Origin of the sequence: Streptomyces sp. CS113, assembly GCF_002188365.1 — a bacterium.
GTDB classification, from domain to species: domain Bacteria; phylum Actinomycetota; class Actinomycetes; order Streptomycetales; family Streptomycetaceae; genus Streptomyces; species Streptomyces tendae.
Genome location: NZ_KZ195574.1, coordinates 5,670,625 through 5,688,657, shown reverse-complemented (window position 1 = coordinate 5,688,657; position 18,033 = coordinate 5,670,625). Strand labels below are relative to the sequence as shown.

Here is an 18,033-nt window from a genome sequence, read left to right as displayed (position 1 = left end):
GCCGGGCGCCCCCTCGCGTGCGCTCGGGCGGGTGTTCAGGGACGCGCCTCCGCCACCGCCCGCAGGGCCGCCAGCACGGTGGTGATCGCGGGGGCCTCCTGCGCGCCCCTGCGCACGGCCGCGACCACGTGCCGCACGGGGCGGTCCTCGCGCAGCTCGCGCATCACCACCCCGTCCCGGGGGACGGCCGCCATGCGCGGGACCAGGGCGACGCCCATGCCCGCCTCGACCATGGCGAGGATCGCCGGCCAGCCGGCCGCCGCGTGCCCCTGGTGCGGCCGGAACCCGGCGGCCGCGCAGGCGCCGCGGGTGATGTCGGACCAGGGCCCGCTGCCGCCGAAGATCCACGGTTCGGCGGCGAGGTCGGCCAGCCGCAGCCGCTCCACGCGGGCCAGCGGATGGTCGCCGGGCAGGGCGACGTCCAGCGGATCGGCGAGCAGCGGAACACGGGTGAAGCGCGGGTCGACGGCGCTCGGCGCCTGCGCGGCCAGCGACAGCGCGAGGTCCACCTCCCCGGCGGCCAGCAGCTCGTACGCCTCCTGCGCCTCGGCCTCCCGCACCCGCACCGCGATCCCGGGGCGGGAGGCGCGCAGCGCGGTGACGGCCGGTACGACGAGGGCGGGGACGGCGGTGGAGAAGGCACCGACCCGGACCTCGCCCGCCTCCCCCCGGAGGTGGGCCGCCAACTCGGCGTCGGCGCGCTCCAGTTGCTCGAACACCGCTTCGGCGTGCCGCAGCACCAGCCGGGCCGCGTCCGTCAGCCGGACCCTTCTGCCGTGCGCCTGGAGCAGCTCCACCCCGAGCTGTTTGGAGAGGTTCGTGAGCTGCTGGGAGACGGCGGACGGCGTCATGTGCAGCGCCTCGGCCGTCGCGGTCACCGTGCCCTTCTCGCGCAGCGTCCGCAGGATACGCAGCTTGCGGAGGTCCCAGTCGGCCATGGCGGCAACCTACCGGCGGACCCGGCGGCCTACCGGCTGGCCCCCGCGCCCAGGACGACGCCGCCGAGGATCAGCGCCATGCAGCCCGCCTGCGCCCAGCCGGTGGGCTCGGCGAGCAGGGCCCAGGAGAGCAGGGCGACGCACACCGGCTGGAGGTAGTAGACGACCCCGGCGCGGGACGGTCCGATCAGGGAGACCGCCTTGTTCCAGGCGAAAAAGGCGACGGCGGAGGAGGCGACGCCGACGTACAGGAGCGGCCAGACGGTACCCGGTGTCGGCCGGAAGCCGCCCTGCACGGCGAGGCTGACGCCCTGCGCGGGCAGCAGCAGCACGGTGCCGAACAGGAACGTGGTGAAGAGGAACCCCGCCCCGTCCAGCCCCGCGGGCCTGCGGCGCAGCAGCGCGCTGTACGAGCCGAAGCAGCAGGCGGCGGCGATCATCCACAGGTCGCCGGCCGAGAAGGCCGCCCCGTCCCCTCCGACGAGCAGCGCGACGCCCGCGCAGGCGACGGCCAGTCCGGCGATCCGGCGGGCGCCGAGCCGTACGCCGCCCGCCCGTTCGCAGAGGGCCATGAGCACCGGGGACGCCGCCATGATCATGCCCATGTTGGCGGCGGGGGTGGTGACGCCGGCCTGGTTGACGAGGGTGTTGTAGACGGTCACGCCGAGCAGGGAGGCGAGGGCCACGAAGCCGAGGTGGCGCCGGACCAGCTCGCGCTGCCGCCAGGCCCGCCGGGCGCCGAAGGGGGCGACGACGGCGAGGGCGACCACCCAGCGCCAGAACGCGTGCTGGACGGGCGGCACGCTGTCGCCCAGGGCCCGCGAGGTGACGAAGCTGCCGGACCAGACGAGGGTGGCGAGGACGGCGAGCGCGAGCCCGAGGGCGACGGGCGCCGTCGGCCGGGCCGGGCCGGCGGTCGGCGCCGGGGCTTCGGCGGGGCGCGGGGTGGTGCGGCGGGCGGCTGTGGCCACGAAGGTCCTTTTCCGGTCGGGGGCCTGGCGGGCCTACCGTCGCAGGGCCGGACCCGTCAGGTCCATCGAATCTTTCCGACTGTTCTGTGAAGCAGAACTGAAAGATGAAGCGGTCGCGACGGCCGCCGGGCCCGCCGCCCGTGCGCGCGGCGCCCACTGCCCCGCGAGGGTCGCTCCGAACGCCAGCCCCATGCCCGCCAGTTGCACCGGACCGAGCGCCTCCCCGAGCGCCGCCCAGCCGATCACGGCGGCGGTCAGCGGCGAGAGCGGGCCGAGGAAGGTGACCTGGGTGGCGGAGAGCCGGCCGATGCCGCGGAACCAGAGCCAGTACGCCAGCGCCGTGTTGGCCAGCGCCAGGTAGAGGTAGCCGCCGACGGCCGGGCCGTCCAGGGCGGGCGGGGCCCCCTCGACCAGGAGGGCGAGCGGGGCGAGGAGCAGGCCGCCCGCGGTCAGCTGCCAGGCGGTGAGGGCGAGCGGGCCGACGCCGGCGGGGCGGCCCCAGCGCCCCGCCAGCACGGTGCCGGTGGACATGGAGGCGGTGGAGGCGACGGCCGCCGACACGCCGAGCGGGTCCAGTCCCCCGACCGCCTCCAGCACCACCAGGCTGACGCCGAACGCGGCGACGACGCCGGTGAGCACGGACCGGGCGGTGGGGCGCTGCCCGAGCAGCAGGGCCGAGAGCCCGACGACGAGGAGCGGGCCGGCCGAGCCGACGACGGCGGCCATTCCGCCGGGCATCCGGTAGGCGGCGAGGAACAGCAGCGGGAAGAAGGCCCCGATGTTCAGCGCGCCCAGCACCGCCGCCTTCCCCCACCAGGCGCCGCGCGGCAGCACCCGGGCGAGGGCGAGCAGCAGCAGACCGGCGGGCAGGGCCCGCATCAGCCCGGTGAACAGGGGCCGGTCGGGCGGCAGGAACTCGGTGGTCACGGCGTAGGTGCTGCCCCAGGAGACGGGTGCGAGGGCGGTGAGCGCGATGACGGCGGGGCGGGTGGCGGTCATGGGGGCACCCTTCGGGGAGCGAAAGAAGCTCGAGTGAAAGTAGCTTACTGGCAAGCTAGTTTGCGTCAAGCTACTTTCTTGCGGCCGAGCGGAAGCGCCCCGATACTCGTCCCATGACTGAACGTCCGCCCCAGCCTCCCCCGCCGTCCGGACCGCGCAAGGACCCCGTCGACGTGATCATCGACCAGTGGGCGGCGGTGCGGCCCGACCTGGACACGGCCGGCATGGAGGTGTTCGGCCGGGTCTTCCGGCTGGCGCGCGCCATGGGCGACCGGATGGAGCAGGCGTACGCGCGCTTCGGCATCTCGCGCGGGGAGTTCGACGCCCTGGCGACCCTGCGCCGCTCCGGCGAGCCGTACACGCTCTCGCCGCGGCAGCTCTCGGCCACGCTGATGCTCACCACCGGCGGCATGACCGGGCGGCTGGACAAGCTGGAACGGGCCGGGCTGCTGCGCCGCTCCCCCGACCCGCACGACCGCCGGGGGCTGCAAGTCACGCTCACCGACCGGGGTCTCGAGCTGATCGACGAGGCGGTCGGCGCGGGCCTCGACGCCCAGACCGAGGCACTGGCCTCCCTCGACGCGGAACGGGCCGGTCAGCTGGCGGGCCTGCTGCGGGACCTCCTCGCCGGTACGGAGAAGTAGGGGGCGCCGGCGCGAACACAAGGGCGCCGTCCCCTCCGCGTACGTGCGGTGGGGCGGCGCCCTCGGTGAAGCGGGGGGGCGGGAGGTCAGGCCTTCGCGCCGACCTTCGCCTTCGCCTTGGTCTTGGCCTTGGAGCCGGGGGTCGACACCCGGTGGTCCGGGTGGGACCGGTCCAGGACCATGATCAGACCCGCGATGATCGCGAACAGGGCGATCGGGGCCAGGACGTAGAGACCCAGCGTCTCGACGACGCTCAGGCCGGTGCCGGGGTCGTCGCCGTCGTCGCGCGTCAGCGCGAGCGCGGGGGACGACATGAGCAGCATCATCAGCGTCGTACCGGCTGCCAGGGCGCCGGCGCGCAGGGCGTTCTTCTTGTCCACGGTGCCAAGTTAGCGAACGGTCCGCGCGCCCGCGCGCCCGGGGTGCCCGTACGGGGCCCGCGGGCGTCCGGCACGGCCGCCCCGCTCAGCCGTCCCGGTCGCCGCCGCGTCGCCGTACGGCATCTCCTACGGCCTCTGCCGCGGGGTCGCGCACGACGTCGATCAGGGCGTGCAGCCGGGGCGAGCCGGCCAGGTCCTCCAGCGTCACCGGGCGGCCCTCGGCGTCGGCGACGGGCAGCCGCCAGTTGGGGTACTGGTCCCAGGTGCCGGGCAGGTTCTGCGGGCGGCGGTCGCCGACGGCGTCCGGCAGCCAGATGCCGACCATGCGGGCGGGGGTGCGCAGCAGGAAGCGGTGCACGGCCTGGATCTCCGCCTCCTCGGCGGGCGTCCCGGTGTCGCCGCCGGTGCCGTGCAGCAGCCCGAGCCGGGTCAGTACGTGGAGCCACTCCGCGGTGTCCGCGGCCGCCCCGGCGCGTTCTTCCTCCAGCGGGCGGGTGAGCAGGCCCAGCCGGTCGCGGAGTTCGACGTGCTCGCCGGTAAGGCGGGCGGCGGTGGACGGCAGGTCGTGGGTGGTGGCGGTGGCCAGGCAGTCGGCGCGCCACCGTTCGGGCGGCAGGGGGCGGCCGTCGCCGGTCCAGTCCCGTTCGAACCACAGCACCGAGGTGCCCAGGACCCCGCGTTCGCGCAGCGCCTCGCGCACTCCGGGCTCCACGGTGCCCAGATCCTCGCCGATGACGACGGCCCCGGCCCGATGGGCCTCCAGGACCAGGACGGCGAGCATGGCCTCGGCGTCGTAGTGGACGTAGGTGCCCTCGGTGGGCGGCCGGCCCTCGGGCACCCACCAGAGCCGGAACAGGCCCATGACGTGGTCGACGCGCAGCGCCCCGGCGTACCGGAACAGGCCGCGCAGCAGTCCCCGGAACGGCGCGTACCCGGACGCGGCCAGGCGGTCCGGGCGCCAGGGCGGCAATCCCCAGTCCTGGCCGCGGGAGTTGAAGGCGTCGGGCGGCGCTCCCACCGACATCCCGGCGGCGAAGTAATCCTGTTGGGCCCACGAGTCGGCGCCGCGCGGGTGCACGCCGACGGCGAGGTCGTGGACGATCCCGACCGGCATGCCGGCCTCGCGGGCGGTGCGCTGGGCGGCGGTGAGCTGGGTGTCGGTGAGCCAGGTGAGCCGGGAGTGGAAGTCGACGCGGTCCATCAGCTCGCGGCGGGCCCGGTCGGTGTCGGCCGAGCGGGGGTCGCGCAGACCCTCCGGCCAGCGGTGCCAGTCCGAGCCGTGGACCTCGGCGAGCGCGCACCAGGTGGCGTGGTCCTCCAGGGCGGTGCCCTGTTCGGCGAGGTAGTCGCAGTAGGCGGCGCGGCGGCCGGGGCCCAGGGGGACCTCGTGGAGCAGTTCCAGGGCCTCGCGCTTCAGCTCCCACACGGCGTCCCGGTCGATCAGGGCGTCCTTCTCCAGGACGCCCTCGCGCAGCCGCCCGGCCCGCTCCCGCAGCGTCCGGGCGCGCTGCTGGTCGGTGACGTACGCGAACTCGGGCACGTCCTCGATCCGCAGGTGCACCGGGTCCGGGAAGCGGCGCGAGGACGGCCGGTACGGCGACGGGTCGGTGGGGGCGCCGGGTACGGCCGCGTGCAACGGGTTGACCTGGACGAATCCGGCGCCGAGGGAGCGACCGGCCCAGGCGGCGAGTTCACCGAGGTCGCCGAGGTCGCCCATGCCCCAGGAGCGGCGGGAGAGGACGGAGTAGAGCTGGACGAGAAGCCCGTGGGAGCGGGCGGTGGGAGCGGGCAGCCGGGCGGGCGCGACGATCAGACGGGCCTGGGCGGTACGGCCGTCGGGCGCGGTGGCGGTCAGCCGGTGCACCCCGTGCGCGAGCCCCTCGACCCCGTCGCGGCGCTCGCCCTGCTCGGTCTCGACGCGCAGCCGGGTGCCCGCGGGCAGGGCGGCCAGCGCGGCCGGGGTGCCGCCGCCGGCCCAGCGGACGACGGTGGGCGGCAGCAGCCGTTCGCGCAGCTCGGTCTCGCGGGCGGCGAGCGCGGCCCGTAGGGCCCCGGGGCCGCTCGTGTCCACGCCGAGGGCGGCCAGCGCGAGGGTGACGGCGGTGGCCGAGGCCGGGACGGTGCGGTCCGGGGAGGGGCGGTAGGAGGTGGCGACGCCGTGCAGGGCGGCGAGCCTGGTCAGATCCTCGGGAAGGTCCTCGGCGGGCGGCTCGGCCGGCTGGGCTGCGGGCATCTGCTTCCTCTACGACCTCGTGGGTTCCGGGACGGCGAAGGAGGGGCCGCCCTGCTCCGGCACGTCGGCCGTGAGTTCGGGCGAGGACTCGCTGGTCAGCGGCACGGCGTCGGCGAACGGCGACTCACTGGTGAGGGGCTCGGCGTCGGGCAGCGGCGGTTCGCTGGTCAGCGGGGTCTCGGCGCAGCTGCCGGTGGCGCCGAAGACGCAGTAGTGCGGGGTCTCGGAGGCGGCGGAGGGCTCCGCCCAGGGAGTGGACGGCTCCGCCACGGGTTTGGAGGGGGCCGGCAGCAGAAGGGGTGCCAGTGCAGCCACGGGGGTCTCCTTTGGATCAGGCTCTGGGTCGGACGGTGGCTCGAACGATGGTTCGGGCTCGTGATCGGGCTCTTGATCGGGCTCTGGTTGGGGCTCTGGTTCGGGCTCCGGGTGAGGCGTCGCGCCGAGCGCGCTTGTGGCGAGTTACGCCAGCCCCTACCCAGTCCGCGGCCGGACAGACGCCCCAATACCGCCAACGTGACCCTGGTCACACCCACCCCCTTCTGAATGCCTACAGACCCGGCCAAAAAAACACGTAACCCGGGCACGGATCACCCAAACCGGTCACGCGTGCGCACCCCGCTCCGACACTCCCCGCTCCAGCTATTCACTCAGTACATGTACTCGGTGAATACTGAGCCGCATGAGCACCCGTCACATCCTCCTGGGTCTGCTCGCTTCGGGGCCGAGCCACGGTTACGACCTCAAGCGACGCCACGACGAACGCTTCCCCCAGGCCCGCCCGCTGGCGTTCGGGCAGGTCTACACGACCCTCCAGCGTCTGGTCCGGGACGGGCTGGCCGAGGTCGACGGCACCGCCTCGGACGGCGGTCCCGAGCGGACCGCGTACCGCGCCACGGACGAGGGTGCGCGCGAACTGGCGCGCTGGGCGGGCGAGATCGCGCCGCCCGCGCCCTTCGTGACCAACGAGATCTTCGCCAAGGTCGTCGTCTCGATTCTCACCGACGGCGACGCGGGCGCCCTTCTGCTGGCCCAGCGCGCCGCCCACATGGGCCGGATGCGGGAACTCACGGCGCTCAAGACGGCCCCGGACACGGACCTCACGACCGTGCTCTCGGCCGACTACGCCCTCACCCACCTGGACGCCGACCTCCGTTGGATGACCACGACGGCGGCCCGGCTCACCACCCTGACCACGGAGGTCCGTACGGCATGACACACGGGGACACGCACATGGCCTCGCACGGCACCGGGGCGCAGCCGCTGCTCACGGCCCGCGAACTGGTGAAGGCGCACGGCAGGACCGAGGCCCTGCGCGGCGCCTCCCTCGACCTGCGGGCCGGGGAGATCCTCGCCGTCACCGGGACCAGCGGCAGCGGGAAGTCGACGCTGCTGCACTGCCTGGCCGGGATCGTCCGGCCGGACGCCGGTTCGGTGACGTACGGCGGCCTGCGGCTGGACCAGCTGCCGGAGAAGCGGCTGAGCGAGCTGCGGCGCACCGACTTCGGCGTGGTCTTCCAGTTCGGACAGCTGATCCCGGAGCTGACGGCACTGGACAACGTGGCGCTGCCGCTGCTCCTGGCCGGCACCGCCCGCACCGAGGCCCGGACGCGGGCGGCGGCATGGCTGGAGCGGTTCGGGGTGCGCGGGCAGGAGGAGCTGCGGCCGGGCGAGATGAGCGGCGGGCAGGCGCAGCGGGCGGCGCTGGCCCGCGCGCTGGTCACCGGGCCGAAGGCGGTGTTCGCGGACGAGCCGACCGGTGCGCTGGACTCACTGGCGACCGAGGAGGTGATGACCGCGCTGGCGCACACGGCCCGGGAGTCGGGCACCGCGGTGCTGCTGGTCACGCACGACGCCCAGGTGGCCGCGTACGCGGACCGCGAGGTCCGGCTGCGGGACGGCGCCGTGTCCCCGCTGGAGGTGACGGCGTGAGCACGCTGACCTCCGACCTGCGACTGGCCCGGCAGCTCGTCCACGGCTCGGACCGCAAGGAGTGGTGGCGGATCGCGCTGACGGCGGCGGGCGCGGCGGCGGCGACGGGCTTCGCCCTGGCGGCGGTCGCGCTCGCGTCGGTCCCGGCCGGTTACTCCGTCTCCCACTTCCACGGCCTGCTGTCCGGTTCCGGCACCCGCGACGGGGTCATCAGCGGTCTGCTCCTGCTGCTGGTGCCGGTGCTGGCCTTCCTCGGCCAGTGCGCGCGGATCGGTGCCGTGCACCGCGACCGGCGGCTGGCCGGACTGCGGCTGGCCGGAGCGGCCCCGGGGCAGGTGCGCCGGATCGCCGCGCTGGAGACCGGGCTGGCGTGTCTGCTGGGCTCGGCGGTGGCGACGGTCTTCTCCGTCCTGTTCGTACTGCGGTTGTGGAGCGGTCCGACCGCCGCGACCTGGCTGGGCTTCGTCCTGGTCGCGGTCGGCGTCCCGGCGCTGGGCGCGGTGGCGGGTGCGGTGGCACTGCGCCGGGTGGTGGCCTCGCCGCTGGGCCGGGTGCGCCGGGTGGCCCGGAGCACGGGCCGTGGACCGGGGCTGCTGTTCCTGAGCGGACTGGCGGTGCTGGTGGCAGTGGCACCGCTCGCCCTGAACGAGGGGCACGTCGCGGGCGACCGCTTCGGCTGGCGCACCCCGTTGACCGTCTTCTGCCTCGTGGTCGCGCTGGGCGCGGGTGTGGTGTGGCTGGCCGGTGCCACGGCGCGGTTCACGGGCGGCCTGCTGGCCGTGCGGGCCCGCACGGCGGCGCCGCTCCTCGCGGCGGAACGGCTGCGCGACGACCCGTGGGCCCCGGCCCGCACCCATGCCGCGGTCCTGCTGGTGACGGTCGCCGGTACGGCCTTCCTCTGCGTCCGGCACGCCATGCTCACCGACCTGCGTGCCACGGAGCCGGGGAACCGCGCCGCCGACATGGCGTACTACACGACCGGCCTGGACCTGACCGGCGCGGCCGTCCTCGTCGCCCTGGCGATCGCCCTGTCCGGCCTCGCCGTGGGCACCGCCGAGTCCCTGACCACCCGCCGCCGGACCCTGGCCGCCCAGGTCGCCGCCGGGGTCCCCCGCACGGTCCTGCACCGCGCCCTCCTCCTGGAGACCGCCCTCCCCCTGGCCCCCGCCCTGCTGCTGGCCGGCGCCGGGGGCCTGGCCATCGGCGTCTGGTACGCCTCCCTCACCGGCGACGGCTCCCTCCCGTGGACGGCCCTCCTGGTCGCCCCGGCGGTGTACGCGTCCTGCCTGCTCTCGGCGGCCACGTCCCTGCCCCTCCTGGACCGGTCGGTACGGCCGGGGGAGCTGCGGTACGTGTGACGGTGCCGGGACACGAGTCCGGTCGCCGTGACCGAACGCGGCGGACGGGTGTCACACCTGCGCGTAGCCACCGTCGGCGAAGAACTCGGCACCATTGACGTAACTCGACGCGTCCGAGGCGAGGAACGTCGTCAGGGCGGCGATCTCCTCGGGTTCGGCGAGCCGGCCGAGCGGGACTTCGCCTTCGGCCTGCTGGAGAGCCTCGGGCGGGAGCAGCTCCAGCAGACCGGGGGTGCGCGTCGCGCCCGGGGACACGACGTTGACCCGGAAGCCGTGCGTGCGCGAGCTGAGGGCCCAGCCACGGGCGAGGTTGCGGATGGCGGCCTTCGACGCCCCGTAGACCTCGAGTCCCTGGGTGGGCCGTGTCGAGGCGGTCGAACCCGTCAGGATCACCGAAGCGTTGGAGCTGAGCAGCGGCAGCGCCTGCTGCAAGGTGAAGATCGTTCCCTTGACGTTGACGGCGAACATCGAGTCGATCAGTTCCTCCGTCACCTCCCCGAACGGAGCCACGGTGCCGATGCCGGCGTTGGCGACCAGCACGTCGATGCGGCCGGCCCGGTCGCGCACCGTGCCGTAGAACGCGTCGAGGTCCGCGGGCACGGAGACATCACAGACCACGCCGGTCACGGCAGGTCCGAGCTCGGCGGTCGCGGCCTCGAGCGCGTCCTTGCGGCGACCGGTGACGAAGACCCTGGCGCCCTCGTCGCGGAAGGCGCGTGCGGTCGCGAATCCGATGCCGGTGCTGCCCCCGGTGACCACGGCGATCTTGCCCGTGAGTGATGTGCCCATTCGTCCCACCTCGTTTGATTGGCCCTTCAGGTAGTCGCAACACTAATTGTTACGACAGCCTGTCGCAACCTTCGTTGTTACGACTGCGTCGTCGTAACATGAAGCGTTGCGGCCGGGAGGAGGGACTCATGAGCGCCAACAGCAGGTTGACCATTGCCGCCCACGCGCTGGCCTGGATCGGCCTCTACCAGCGCCAGGGCCATGAGGTCGCCACCTCCGAGCAGATCGCGGCCAGCGCGAACACCAACCCCGTGGTGATCAGGCGGCTGCTGGGCGAGCTGCGCAGGTCCGGGCTCGTGGAGTCCCGACGGGGTGTGGGCGCGGGCTGGTCGCTGGCGCGCGAGCTGGGGTCGATGACCCTGCTCGACGTGTACGAGGCAGTGGAACCCGGCCCGCTGTTCGCGATGCACCGCACCACCCCGGACCAGGGATGCGTGGTGGGTCACGGCATCCAGCCGGCGATGCAGGGCATCTACGAGGGCATCGAGGAGACCGTGCGGCAGGAGCTGGCCCGCGTCACGCTCGACGACGTACTCCGGAACGTGCTCGCGACACCTCGCTAGCCTCCCCGTCGGGCGCCGAAGACGGTTGCCCGCCGACCGCGAAGTGAGGGTGACGGGCATGGTCCGTGACCCGTTCTTCCTGCCGGTCGCGGTTCAGACGGTGGGGAGGATGCCGCCGTCGACGCGGAACTGCGCGCCGGTGAGCCACTTCGCGCGGCCGGAGGCGAGGAAGGCGATCATCTCGGCGACGTCCTCGGGATCCCCGGGGCGGCCCAGGGGGACCTTCAGGTGGTCCACAAGCTGCCGGGTGACCTCGTCGGTGGTCGTGCCCTGCTGCTCGGCCATGTGGCGCAGGTGGGCGGTGGCGCCGTCGGTGACGACGAAGCCGGGAAGGACGCACACCACGCGCACGCCGTGCTCACCGACCTCGGTGGCCAGCTCACGGCTGTAGGTGTTCAGCGCGGCCTTGGCGGCGGCGTAGGACGCCTCGGTGCGCTGGGGCAGTTGGCTGGCGATCGAGGAGACGTGCACCACCACGCCGGAGCCTCGCTCGACCATCCCCGGCACCAGAGCCCGGTCCAGGCGCACCGCGCCGAGGAGGTTCATCTCCAGGTCCGCCCGCCAGGACGCGTCGGAGCGGCTCAGGGTCGGAGCCGGCGCGCTCGCCGCTCCGGCGTTGTTCACGAGTACGTCCACACCGCCCACGTGCTCGACGACGCGGCGACCGAGGTCGGCCACGCCCTGCTCGGTGGACAGGTCGGCGGCGAGGAACGTGGCGCCGCTGTCCACGGCGGGCGGGGTGCGGGAGGCCGTCAGCACGGTCGCGCCGGCGGAGACGAACCGGCGCACGGTCGCCTCGCCCAGTCCGCGGCTGCCACCGGTGACCAGCACGCGCAGGCCGTCCAGACTCCTGTCGGTGTTCGGCACGGGAGATCCCCTCAGTAAAGTGAACCTGACTCCGGAAACCGTACACCTAAACGGAGTCGGACTCACCTTATGGAGGTTTCGTTGACGACAGCACGCCCGTTGCGCCGGGACGCGCGGCGCAACCGCGAGGCACTGCTGGCCGCGGCCCGCGAGGCGTTCCTCGACGGCGACACCGACGCGCACGTGGAGGACATCGCGCGCAGCGCCGGGGTGGCCGTCGGGACGCTCTACCGCCACTTCGAGACCCGCGACGCACTGATCGAGGAGGTCTACCGCAAGGAGGTCGACGATCTGTGTGCCGCCCCCGACCAGCTGCTGGGTCAGTACGCTCCGGCGGAGGCCCTGCGCCGCTTCCTGCTGCTGCTCGTCGACCACGCCGCTGTGGGCAAGGGGATGTCCGTGGCACTGGAGAGCATCATGGCCGGCGAGTCACCGGTCTTCGAGGACGCCCGCTCCCGCATGGGCGACGCCCTCACCCGGCTGCTCGACGCCGGCATCGCGGCCGGCACCGTCCGCGACGACGTCTCCGGCCCCACCCTGCTGCGGGCCCTCGGCGGCGTCTGCGCCCTGCGCGTGAGGGAAGGCTGGCTGGACGAGGCCCGGACCATCGCCGGCCTCCTCCTCGACGGCCTGCGACACGGTGCTCCGCGCACGGCGTGAGGAAGCGCATGACGTCACTGCCGCATCGCCTCGTCCAGACGCTCGACCGGTTCAACGCCGCTCACCCCTGGGACCACAACGCCCACTACCACCGCTGGATCCTGCGGCAGCTCCCCCGCCGGTTCGGCAGCGCGCTGGACGTCGGTTGCGGCACCGGTGACCTGGTCCGCCTGCTCGCCGCCCGCGCCGACGAGGTCCACGGCGTCGACTCCGATCCCGTGATCACCTCGCGGGCGCGCACACTGACCCCGGAGGGGACGGCGGTGTCCTTCAGCGTCGCGGACGCCCCGACGGGACTGCCCGCAGGGCCGTACGACGTCATCACCTGCGTCGCCACCCTCCACCACCTGCCGTTGACCGAGGCCCTCGACGCCTTCCGCAGCCGCCTCGCTCCCGGCGGCACCCTGGTCGTCGTCGGCCTCTACCGGCCGCGGACCGCCACGGACCACCTGCTGGGCGCGGCCGCCGTCCTCCCCAATGCCGCCATCGGATGGCTCAAGAACGAAGGCCGGAGCGCCGCCCCGCCCACCTCGATGACCGCCCGGACCCGCCCCGCCGGCATGCCGTTCGCCGACATCGCCGAAGCGGCCCGCACAGTGCTGCCCGGCACCCGGCTGCGCCGGCGCCTCTTCTGGCGCTGCACACTCACGTGGCGCCGCCCCTGAGCGGCCTGCCGGCCCGACTCCCCCGCGAACCTCGCCCACGCCTGCGGCGCGAGCCGGAGCAGCGGTCCGTCGGCGGCGTTCTTGCCCTCCGGCAAGGAGGCCGCGTTGCCCGAGCCGGTCGGGATCGCCCCGGACGCCGCGCCGCCGAAGAAGAACTGGGTGCGCTGAGCCGAAGCAAGCGGAGGCCCGGACGTCAGGCGGAAATGCCGTCGATCCGGGCCATGGCGTCCTCCGCGCCGTACGGCTGCAAGTACGGCAACCAGCGCGGGTCCCGGTGGCCGGTGCCGATGATGCGCCAGGCCAGACCGGTGGGCGGGGCCGGTTTGTGGCGCAGGCGCCAGCCCAGCTCGACCAGATGGCGGTCGGCCTTGACGTGGTTGCAGCGGCGGCAGGACGCCACCACGTTGTCCCACGCGTGCAGACCCCCGCGGCTGCGCGGGATGACGTGGTCGACGCTGGTGGCGACGGCACCGCAGTACATGCAGCGGCCTCCGTCGCGGGCGAACAGGGCACGGCGGGTGAGCGGGACGGGGCCCCGGTAGGGCACCCGCACGAACCGCTTGAGCCGGACCACGCTGGGTGCGGGCACGGTGACGGTCGCGCTGTGCAGAAAGGCGCCGGACTCCTCGAGGCACACGGCCTTGTTCTCCAGGACGAGGACGAGCGCGCGGCGGAGCGGTACGACGCCGAGTGGCTCGTACGACGCGTTGAGGACCAGGACATGCGGCACGGGTGCCTCCTTGGGCGTCGGCGGCGCGTGGCTCGCGCCGGGACGATCTGGTTCAGTCTCCCCTCATGCCTGGTCGTAGCGCCACCATGTCCCGGTAACGGGCTGGGAGTGTTTTCGACCACACGGCGCCGGTGGCCGCGGGCGTGACCAGTTCAGGCGTGGGTGAGCAGTGTCTCGCCCGCCCGTTTCGGGCCGAACCGCGTCCGGTGCCCCGTTAGTGTGGTGCATCTGCCCGTCCGGTGACCTTTCCGTGACCTTGGACCGGACCTCGGACCGGACCGCGCAGGACGGGCCGCCGCATCTGGAGGTTTCCGCCGTGTCCCTGTCCGCCGCCGTCCCGCCCCTGCTGGCCGCCGGTTCGTCGCCCTCGCCGTCGCCGTCCCCGACGGCCCCGACCGTGCCCTCCTTGAAGGAAGCCCACGAGAGCGCGACCAACGCCGCGGGCTGGGTCGAGGAGAACTGGTCGACGTGGCTCGCGATCGGACTGCGGGTGCTGCTGATCGTGGTGATCGCGCTGGTGCTGCGCGCCGTGGTGCGGCGGGCGATCACCAAGCTCATAGAGCGGATGAACCGCAGGACCGGGTCGTCGACCGGCACCGCGCTGAGCGGACTGCTGGTCAACGCCGAGCGGCGCCGGCAGCGCTCGGAGGCCATCGGGTCCGTACTGCGCTCGGTGGCGAGCTTCCTCATCCTCGGCACCGCCGCCCTGATGGTGCTCGGCACCTTCCAGATCAACCTCGCGCCGCTGCTGGCCTCCGCCGGTGTCGCCGGCGTCGCCATCGGTTTCGGCGCCCGCAACCTGGTCACCGACTTCCTGTCCGGCGTCTTCATGATCCTGGAGGACCAGTACGGCGTCGGCGACAGCATCGACGCGGGGGTGGCCTCCGGCGAGGTCATCGAGGTCGGGCTGCGGGTGACCAAGCTGCGCGGCGTCGACGGCGAGATCTGGTACGTCCGCAACGGCGAGGTCAAGCGCATCGGCAACCTCTCCCAGGGCTGGTCCACGGCCGGCGTCGACGTGACCGTCCGCTCCGACCAGGACCTGGACCAGGTGAAGGAGACCCTCTCCGCGGTCGGCGAGCGGATGAGCAAGGAAGAGCCCTGGAACGAGATGCTCTGGGGGCCGATCGAGACCCTCGGGCTGGATTCCGTCCTGCTGGACTCGATGGTGGTGCGGGTGTCCGCGAAGACCATGCCCGGCAAGTCGCTCACCGTCGAGCGCGAGCTGCGCTGGCGCATCAAGCGGGCCTTCGACGCGGCCGGCATCGCGATCGTCGGCGGCGCCACCGTCCCGCTGGAGGGCGCCCCGGCCCTCGCCGACCCGGCGGCGGGCGTCGCGGCGCCGTCGGCGTACGCGAGCACCGTCTCGCCGCAGTCCATGGCGGCCTCCCCCATTCCGCCGCCCAGCACCAGCAAGTAACCGGCCCGGCCCGCCCGCCCCGCGCTTGCCGCCCCCGAGGTAACGACTGCGTTGCCTCGGGGGCGGTCTCTTGACGGCTCCTCGCGGGCGGGCCTACGTTCTCCAGCCAACAGGAAACTTTCCTAACAGACGCGCCACGGGCGTCCCGCCGGAACGTTTCCCGTGATCCACGCGGTGGACTTCCCCCACCGCCCCTGAAAAGCTGAGCGGTCGAGAGGCAGGTGTGGACACGCATGGCAGGAACCGCCGGTACGCCGGGCACCCCGCGCGTCCTGCGCGCCATGAACGACCGGGCCGCCCTCGACCTCCTGCTGGAGCACGGGCCGCTGTCCCGGACCCGGATCGGCAAGCTGACCGGGCTGTCGAAGCCGACCGCCTCGCAACTGTTGGCCCGGCTGGAGGCGGCGGGGCTGGTCCTGGCGGGGGGCACGACCGAGGGGCGTCCGGGGCCCGGCGCCCAGCTCTACGAGGTGAACCCGGCCGCCGCGTACGCCGCGGGGCTCGACGTCACCCCGGGCCGCCTCCTGGCGGCGGTCGCCGACGCCACCGGGCGCACGGTCGGCCGGTACGAGCTGCCCACCCCGGGCCGCCGCCCCGCAGTCCCCGTCGTGCAGCAGGTCACCGACGCGCTCGACGGCGCGGTGAAGGCGGCCGGGCTCGCCCGCGGCGACCTCCACCGCCTCGTCATCGGCACGCCCGGCGCCTTCGACCCGGGGACCGGGCGGCTGCGCTACGCCTCCCACCTGCCCGGCTGGCACTCCCCCGCCCTCCTGGACGAACTCGCCGCCGCCCTGCCGATGCCGGTGGAGTACGAGAACGACGTGAACCTCGCCGCCGTCGCCGAACAGCGCCTCGGCGCGGCCCGGGGACACGAGGACTTCGTCCTGCTGTGGAACCAGGAGGGCCTGGGTGCCGCCCTGGTCCTCGGCGGCCGGCTGCACCGCGGCTGGACCGGCGGCGCCGGCGAGGTCGGGTTCCTGCCGGTGCCGGGGGCCCCGCTGGTCCGCAAGGTCAGCCGTACCGGCAGCGGCGGCTTCCAGGAGCTGGCCGGTTCCCAGGCCCTGCCGGGACTGGCCCGGGAGCTGGGGGTCGCCGACGTGCCCTCGGGGCCGTACACCGAGGCCGCCGCCGCCCTGGTGGCCCGCGCGGCACGGGCCGACGCCGACGACGCCCCGCACCGCCGGCTGCTCCAGACCTACGCCACCCGCCTGGCCACCGGCCTCGCCTCCCTCGTCTCGGTCCTCGACCCCGAGCTGGTGGTCCTCAGCGGCACCTCGCTCACCGCCGGCGGCGAGGCGCTGCGCGACCTGGTCCGGGACGAGCTGGAGGAACTGGCCGCCTCCCGGCCCCGGCTCGCCGTCGGTGACGTGACCGAGCACCCCGTCCTGCGCGGCGCACTGGAGAGCGCGCTCGCGACCACCCGCGACGAGGTCTTCGACACCTCGCGCTGACCCCCGCGCCCCCGCGCCCCTGACTCACCTCACCCACTCGCTCGCCCCACCCCTCGCCCCGTCCCTGCCCGACCCTGCCCCTGGGAGCCCCGCCATGACCGGAATATCCAGAAAAGCGACGTACGCGGTCGTCGCCTCCGCCTCCCTCGCCCTGCTCGCCACCGCCTGTACCGGCCAGTCCGAATCCGGCGCCTCCGACGACCCGAACGCCGAGACCACCATCACCTTCTGGCACGGCTGGAGCGCGCCCGCCGAGGTGAAGGCCGTCCAGGCCAACGTGGACCGCTTCGAGAAGGCGCACCCCAACATCAAGGTGAAGGTCGTCGGCAACATCAACGACGACAAGCTCAACCAGGCCCTGCGCGCGGGCGGGTCGAGCGGCCCCGACGTGGTGTCCTCGTTCACCACGTCCAACATCGGCAAGTTCTGCTCCTCGGGCGCCTTCCTCGACCTGAAGCCGTTCGTCGAGAAGTCGAAGCTCGACCTGGACGCGCTCATCCCGAAGCCGATGCTGGACTACACCCAGTTCGAGGGCACGCGCTGCGCCCTGCCCCTGCTCGGCGACGCCTACGGCCTCTACTACAACAAGGACGCCTTCGAGGCGGCCGGGATCAAGGCCCCGCCGAAGACCTGGTCCGAGTTCGCCCAGGTGGCGAAGAAGCTGACGAAGACCAAGGGCGACGGGTACCAGCAGCTCGGCTTCATGCCGAACTACCACGGCTACGAGACCGTCGTCGACCACTACATGTCCCAGTGGGACCACGCCTACTTCGACCAGGACGGCAGGTCCAGCGTCGCCGAGGACCCGGCGTTCGCGGAGATGTTCACGTACCAGAAGAAGCTCGTCGACGACCTCGGCGGCTTCGAGAAGCTGGAGAAGTACCGCAACACCTTCGGTGACGAGTGGGGCGCCAAGCACCCCTTCCAGACCGGCCAGGTGGCCATGCAGCTGGACGGCGAGTGGCGGCTCGGCATGGCGAAGGACGCGGGCGTCGACTTCGAGATCGGCACCGCGCCGATGCCCGTCGCCGACGACGAGGTGGCCGAGTACGGCAAGGGCTTCCTGTCCGGCACCGTCATGGGCATCGCCCCGCAGAGCAAGAAGCAGAACGCCGCGTGGGAGCTGGTGAAGTACATGACGACCGACACCGGGGCCGTCGTCGCCTTCGCCAACGCTATCCGCAACGTGCCCTCCACCTTCCCGGCCCTCAAGTCCCCCGACCTGAAGACCGATCCGGCGTTCAAGACCTTCCTGGACATCGCCCAGCACCCCGAGTCGAACTCCCCGCCCGCCTCCGTCAACGGCGCCACCTACCAGCTGACCCTCCAGGACTTCGGCTACCAGTACGAGTCGGGCAAGGTGAAGGACCTCAAGGCCGGTCTGGAGAAGACCGCCGCGCAGATCGACCGCGACATCGCGCAGGCGAAGTAGCGGT

19 protein-coding genes are annotated in these 18,033 nt (G+C 73.7%); 10 read left to right on the top strand and 9 right to left on the bottom strand.

Features of this window, described 5'->3' with window-relative positions; translation table 11 throughout:
• Positions 1-35: 35 nt before the first annotated feature.
• From B9W62_RS25465 to B9W62_RS25455, 3 genes are read right to left on the bottom strand one after another with little or no spacing between them, the layout of a single operon-like run.
• Entirely contained in the window at positions 36-938 is a 903-nt protein-coding gene (locus B9W62_RS25465; protein WP_087809321.1) for a LysR family transcriptional regulator, read from the bottom strand.
• Positions 939-967: 29 nt separating this feature from the next.
• On the bottom strand, positions 968-1,909 hold the full coding sequence (locus tag B9W62_RS25460; RefSeq protein WP_087809320.1) for a DMT family transporter: 942 nt from the start codon (positions 1,907-1,909) through the stop codon (positions 968-970).
• Positions 1,910-1,942: 33 nt separating this feature from the next.
• Positions 1,943-2,908 (bottom strand): EamA family transporter, encoded by a 966-nt coding sequence (locus tag B9W62_RS25455; RefSeq protein WP_087809319.1) that lies wholly within the window; start codon positions 2,906-2,908, stop codon positions 1,943-1,945.
• A gap of 113 nt (positions 2,909-3,021) precedes the next feature.
• Here B9W62_RS25455 and B9W62_RS25450 point away from each other — a divergent pair, with 113 nt between their 5' ends.
• Positions 3,022-3,552, top strand: coding sequence for a MarR family winged helix-turn-helix transcriptional regulator (locus tag B9W62_RS25450; protein WP_087809318.1), 531 nt, complete (start codon positions 3,022-3,024; stop codon positions 3,550-3,552).
• 86 nt (positions 3,553-3,638) lie between these two features.
• Here B9W62_RS25450 and B9W62_RS25445 read toward each other — a convergent pair whose 3' ends face one another.
• The 3 genes from B9W62_RS25445 to B9W62_RS25435 form a co-directional block, all read right to left on the bottom strand.
• The gene (locus tag B9W62_RS25445; RefSeq protein ID WP_087809317.1) at positions 3,639-3,932 is read right to left on the bottom strand and encodes a hypothetical protein; all 294 of its coding nucleotides are present in this window, start codon (positions 3,930-3,932) and stop codon (positions 3,639-3,641) included.
• An 85-nt stretch (positions 3,933-4,017) separates the two neighbouring features.
• A complete protein-coding gene (gene malQ / locus B9W62_RS25440) occupies positions 4,018-6,165 on the bottom strand; it encodes a 4-alpha-glucanotransferase (protein WP_087809316.1) in 2,148 nt (715 codons plus the stop codon).
• Positions 6,166-6,174: 9 nt separating this feature from the next.
• Positions 6,175-6,480 carry a hypothetical protein gene (locus B9W62_RS25435; protein WP_052838118.1) on the bottom strand — a complete coding sequence of 102 codons (306 nt, stop codon included), beginning with the start codon at positions 6,478-6,480 and terminating at the stop codon, positions 6,175-6,177.
• Between the two features lie 364 nt (positions 6,481-6,844).
• Between B9W62_RS25435 and B9W62_RS25430 the strand changes: the two genes are divergently transcribed.
• The 3 genes from B9W62_RS25430 to B9W62_RS25420 are packed head-to-tail and all read left to right on the top strand — an operon-like array spanning position 6,845 to position 9,452.
• Positions 6,845-7,378 carry a PadR family transcriptional regulator gene (locus B9W62_RS25430; RefSeq protein WP_087809315.1) on the top strand — a complete coding sequence of 178 codons (534 nt, stop codon included), beginning with the start codon at positions 6,845-6,847 and terminating at the stop codon, positions 7,376-7,378.
• Positions 7,375-8,094, top strand: a complete 720-nt coding sequence (locus B9W62_RS25425) for an ABC transporter ATP-binding protein (RefSeq protein WP_256976576.1) — start codon at positions 7,375-7,377, stop codon at positions 8,092-8,094. The genes B9W62_RS25430 and B9W62_RS25425 overlap by 4 nt, the downstream gene beginning before the upstream one ends.
• Positions 8,091-9,452: an FtsX-like permease family protein gene (locus tag B9W62_RS25420; protein ID WP_087809313.1), complete on the top strand. Its 1,362-nt coding sequence runs from the start codon at positions 8,091-8,093 to the stop codon at positions 9,450-9,452. The genes B9W62_RS25425 and B9W62_RS25420 overlap by 4 nt, the downstream gene beginning before the upstream one ends.
• 51 nt (positions 9,453-9,503) lie before the next feature.
• Here B9W62_RS25420 and B9W62_RS25415 read toward each other — a convergent pair whose 3' ends face one another.
• Entirely contained in the window at positions 9,504-10,241 is a 738-nt protein-coding gene (locus B9W62_RS25415) for an SDR family NAD(P)-dependent oxidoreductase (RefSeq protein ID WP_087809312.1), read from the bottom strand.
• 128 nt (positions 10,242-10,369) lie between these two features.
• On the opposite strand from B9W62_RS25415, the gene B9W62_RS25410 reads away from it, so the two are divergent.
• Positions 10,370-10,804: an Rrf2 family transcriptional regulator gene (locus B9W62_RS25410; RefSeq protein ID WP_087809311.1), complete on the top strand. Its 435-nt coding sequence runs from the start codon at positions 10,370-10,372 to the stop codon at positions 10,802-10,804.
• Between the two features lie 93 nt (positions 10,805-10,897).
• Here the strand turns inward: B9W62_RS25410 and B9W62_RS25405 are convergent, their stop codons facing one another.
• Positions 10,898-11,671 carry an oxidoreductase gene (locus tag B9W62_RS25405; RefSeq protein WP_087809310.1) on the bottom strand — a complete coding sequence of 258 codons (774 nt, stop codon included), beginning with the start codon at positions 11,669-11,671 and terminating at the stop codon, positions 10,898-10,900.
• Positions 11,672-11,740: 69 nt separating this feature from the next.
• On the opposite strand from B9W62_RS25405, the gene B9W62_RS25400 reads away from it, so the two are divergent.
• Both B9W62_RS25400 and B9W62_RS25395 read left to right on the top strand, forming a co-directional pair.
• Positions 11,741-12,331 (top strand): TetR/AcrR family transcriptional regulator, encoded by a 591-nt coding sequence (locus tag B9W62_RS25400; RefSeq protein ID WP_179235659.1) that lies wholly within the window; start codon positions 11,741-11,743, stop codon positions 12,329-12,331.
• Positions 12,332-12,339: 8 nt separating this feature from the next.
• Positions 12,340-12,996 (top strand): class I SAM-dependent methyltransferase, encoded by a 657-nt coding sequence (locus B9W62_RS25395; protein ID WP_087809308.1) that lies wholly within the window; start codon positions 12,340-12,342, stop codon positions 12,994-12,996.
• 193 nt (positions 12,997-13,189) lie between these two features.
• On the opposite strand, the gene B9W62_RS25390 is transcribed toward B9W62_RS25395, so the two are convergent.
• Positions 13,190-13,726, bottom strand: coding sequence for an HNH endonuclease (locus tag B9W62_RS25390; RefSeq protein WP_011028487.1), 537 nt, complete (start codon positions 13,724-13,726; stop codon positions 13,190-13,192).
• Positions 13,727-13,982: 256 nt separating this feature from the next.
• Between B9W62_RS25390 and B9W62_RS25385 the strand changes: the two genes are divergently transcribed.
• From B9W62_RS25385 to B9W62_RS25375, 3 genes are all read left to right on the top strand, one after another.
• The gene (locus B9W62_RS25385) at positions 13,983-15,146 is read left to right on the top strand and encodes a mechanosensitive ion channel family protein (protein WP_256976791.1); all 1,164 of its coding nucleotides are present in this window, start codon (positions 13,983-13,985) and stop codon (positions 15,144-15,146) included.
• 233 nt (positions 15,147-15,379) lie between these two features.
• A complete protein-coding gene (locus B9W62_RS25380) occupies positions 15,380-16,597 on the top strand; it encodes an ROK family transcriptional regulator (RefSeq protein ID WP_087809306.1) in 1,218 nt (405 codons plus the stop codon).
• A 94-nt stretch (positions 16,598-16,691) separates the two neighbouring features.
• Positions 16,692-18,029 (top strand): ABC transporter substrate-binding protein, encoded by a 1,338-nt coding sequence (locus B9W62_RS25375; RefSeq protein WP_087809305.1) that lies wholly within the window; start codon positions 16,692-16,694, stop codon positions 18,027-18,029.
• The last annotated feature ends 4 nt before the right edge of the window (positions 18,030-18,033 follow it).

Bases quoted from the DNA above. Each gene is read 5' to 3' on its own strand.
- B9W62_RS25400 (WP_179235659.1), top strand. From the start codon at position 11,741: ATGGAGGTTTCGTTGACGACAGCACGCCCGTTGCGCCGGGACGCGCGG.
- B9W62_RS25415 (WP_087809312.1), bottom strand. From the start codon at position 10,241: ATGGGCACATCACTCACGGGCAAGATCGCCGTGGTCACCGGGGGCAGC.
- B9W62_RS25455 (WP_087809319.1), bottom strand. From the start codon at position 2,908: ATGACCGCCACCCGCCCCGCCGTCATCGCGCTCACCGCCCTCGCACCC.
- B9W62_RS25430 (WP_087809315.1), top strand. From the start codon at position 6,845: ATGAGCACCCGTCACATCCTCCTGGGTCTGCTCGCTTCGGGGCCGAGC.
- B9W62_RS25465 (WP_087809321.1), bottom strand. From the start codon at position 938: ATGGCCGACTGGGACCTCCGCAAGCTGCGTATCCTGCGGACGCTGCGC.
- B9W62_RS25410 (WP_087809311.1), top strand. From the start codon at position 10,370: ATGAGCGCCAACAGCAGGTTGACCATTGCCGCCCACGCGCTGGCCTGG.
- B9W62_RS25380 (WP_087809306.1), top strand. From the start codon at position 15,380: ATGGCAGGAACCGCCGGTACGCCGGGCACCCCGCGCGTCCTGCGCGCC.
- B9W62_RS25425 (WP_256976576.1), top strand. From the start codon at position 7,375: ATGACACACGGGGACACGCACATGGCCTCGCACGGCACCGGGGCGCAG.
- B9W62_RS25395 (WP_087809308.1), top strand. From the start codon at position 12,340: ATGACGTCACTGCCGCATCGCCTCGTCCAGACGCTCGACCGGTTCAAC.
- B9W62_RS25450 (WP_087809318.1), top strand. From the start codon at position 3,022: ATGACTGAACGTCCGCCCCAGCCTCCCCCGCCGTCCGGACCGCGCAAG.
- B9W62_RS25375 (WP_087809305.1), top strand. From the start codon at position 16,692: ATGACCGGAATATCCAGAAAAGCGACGTACGCGGTCGTCGCCTCCGCC.
- malQ (WP_087809316.1), bottom strand. From the start codon at position 6,165: ATGCCCGCAGCCCAGCCGGCCGAGCCGCCCGCCGAGGACCTTCCCGAG.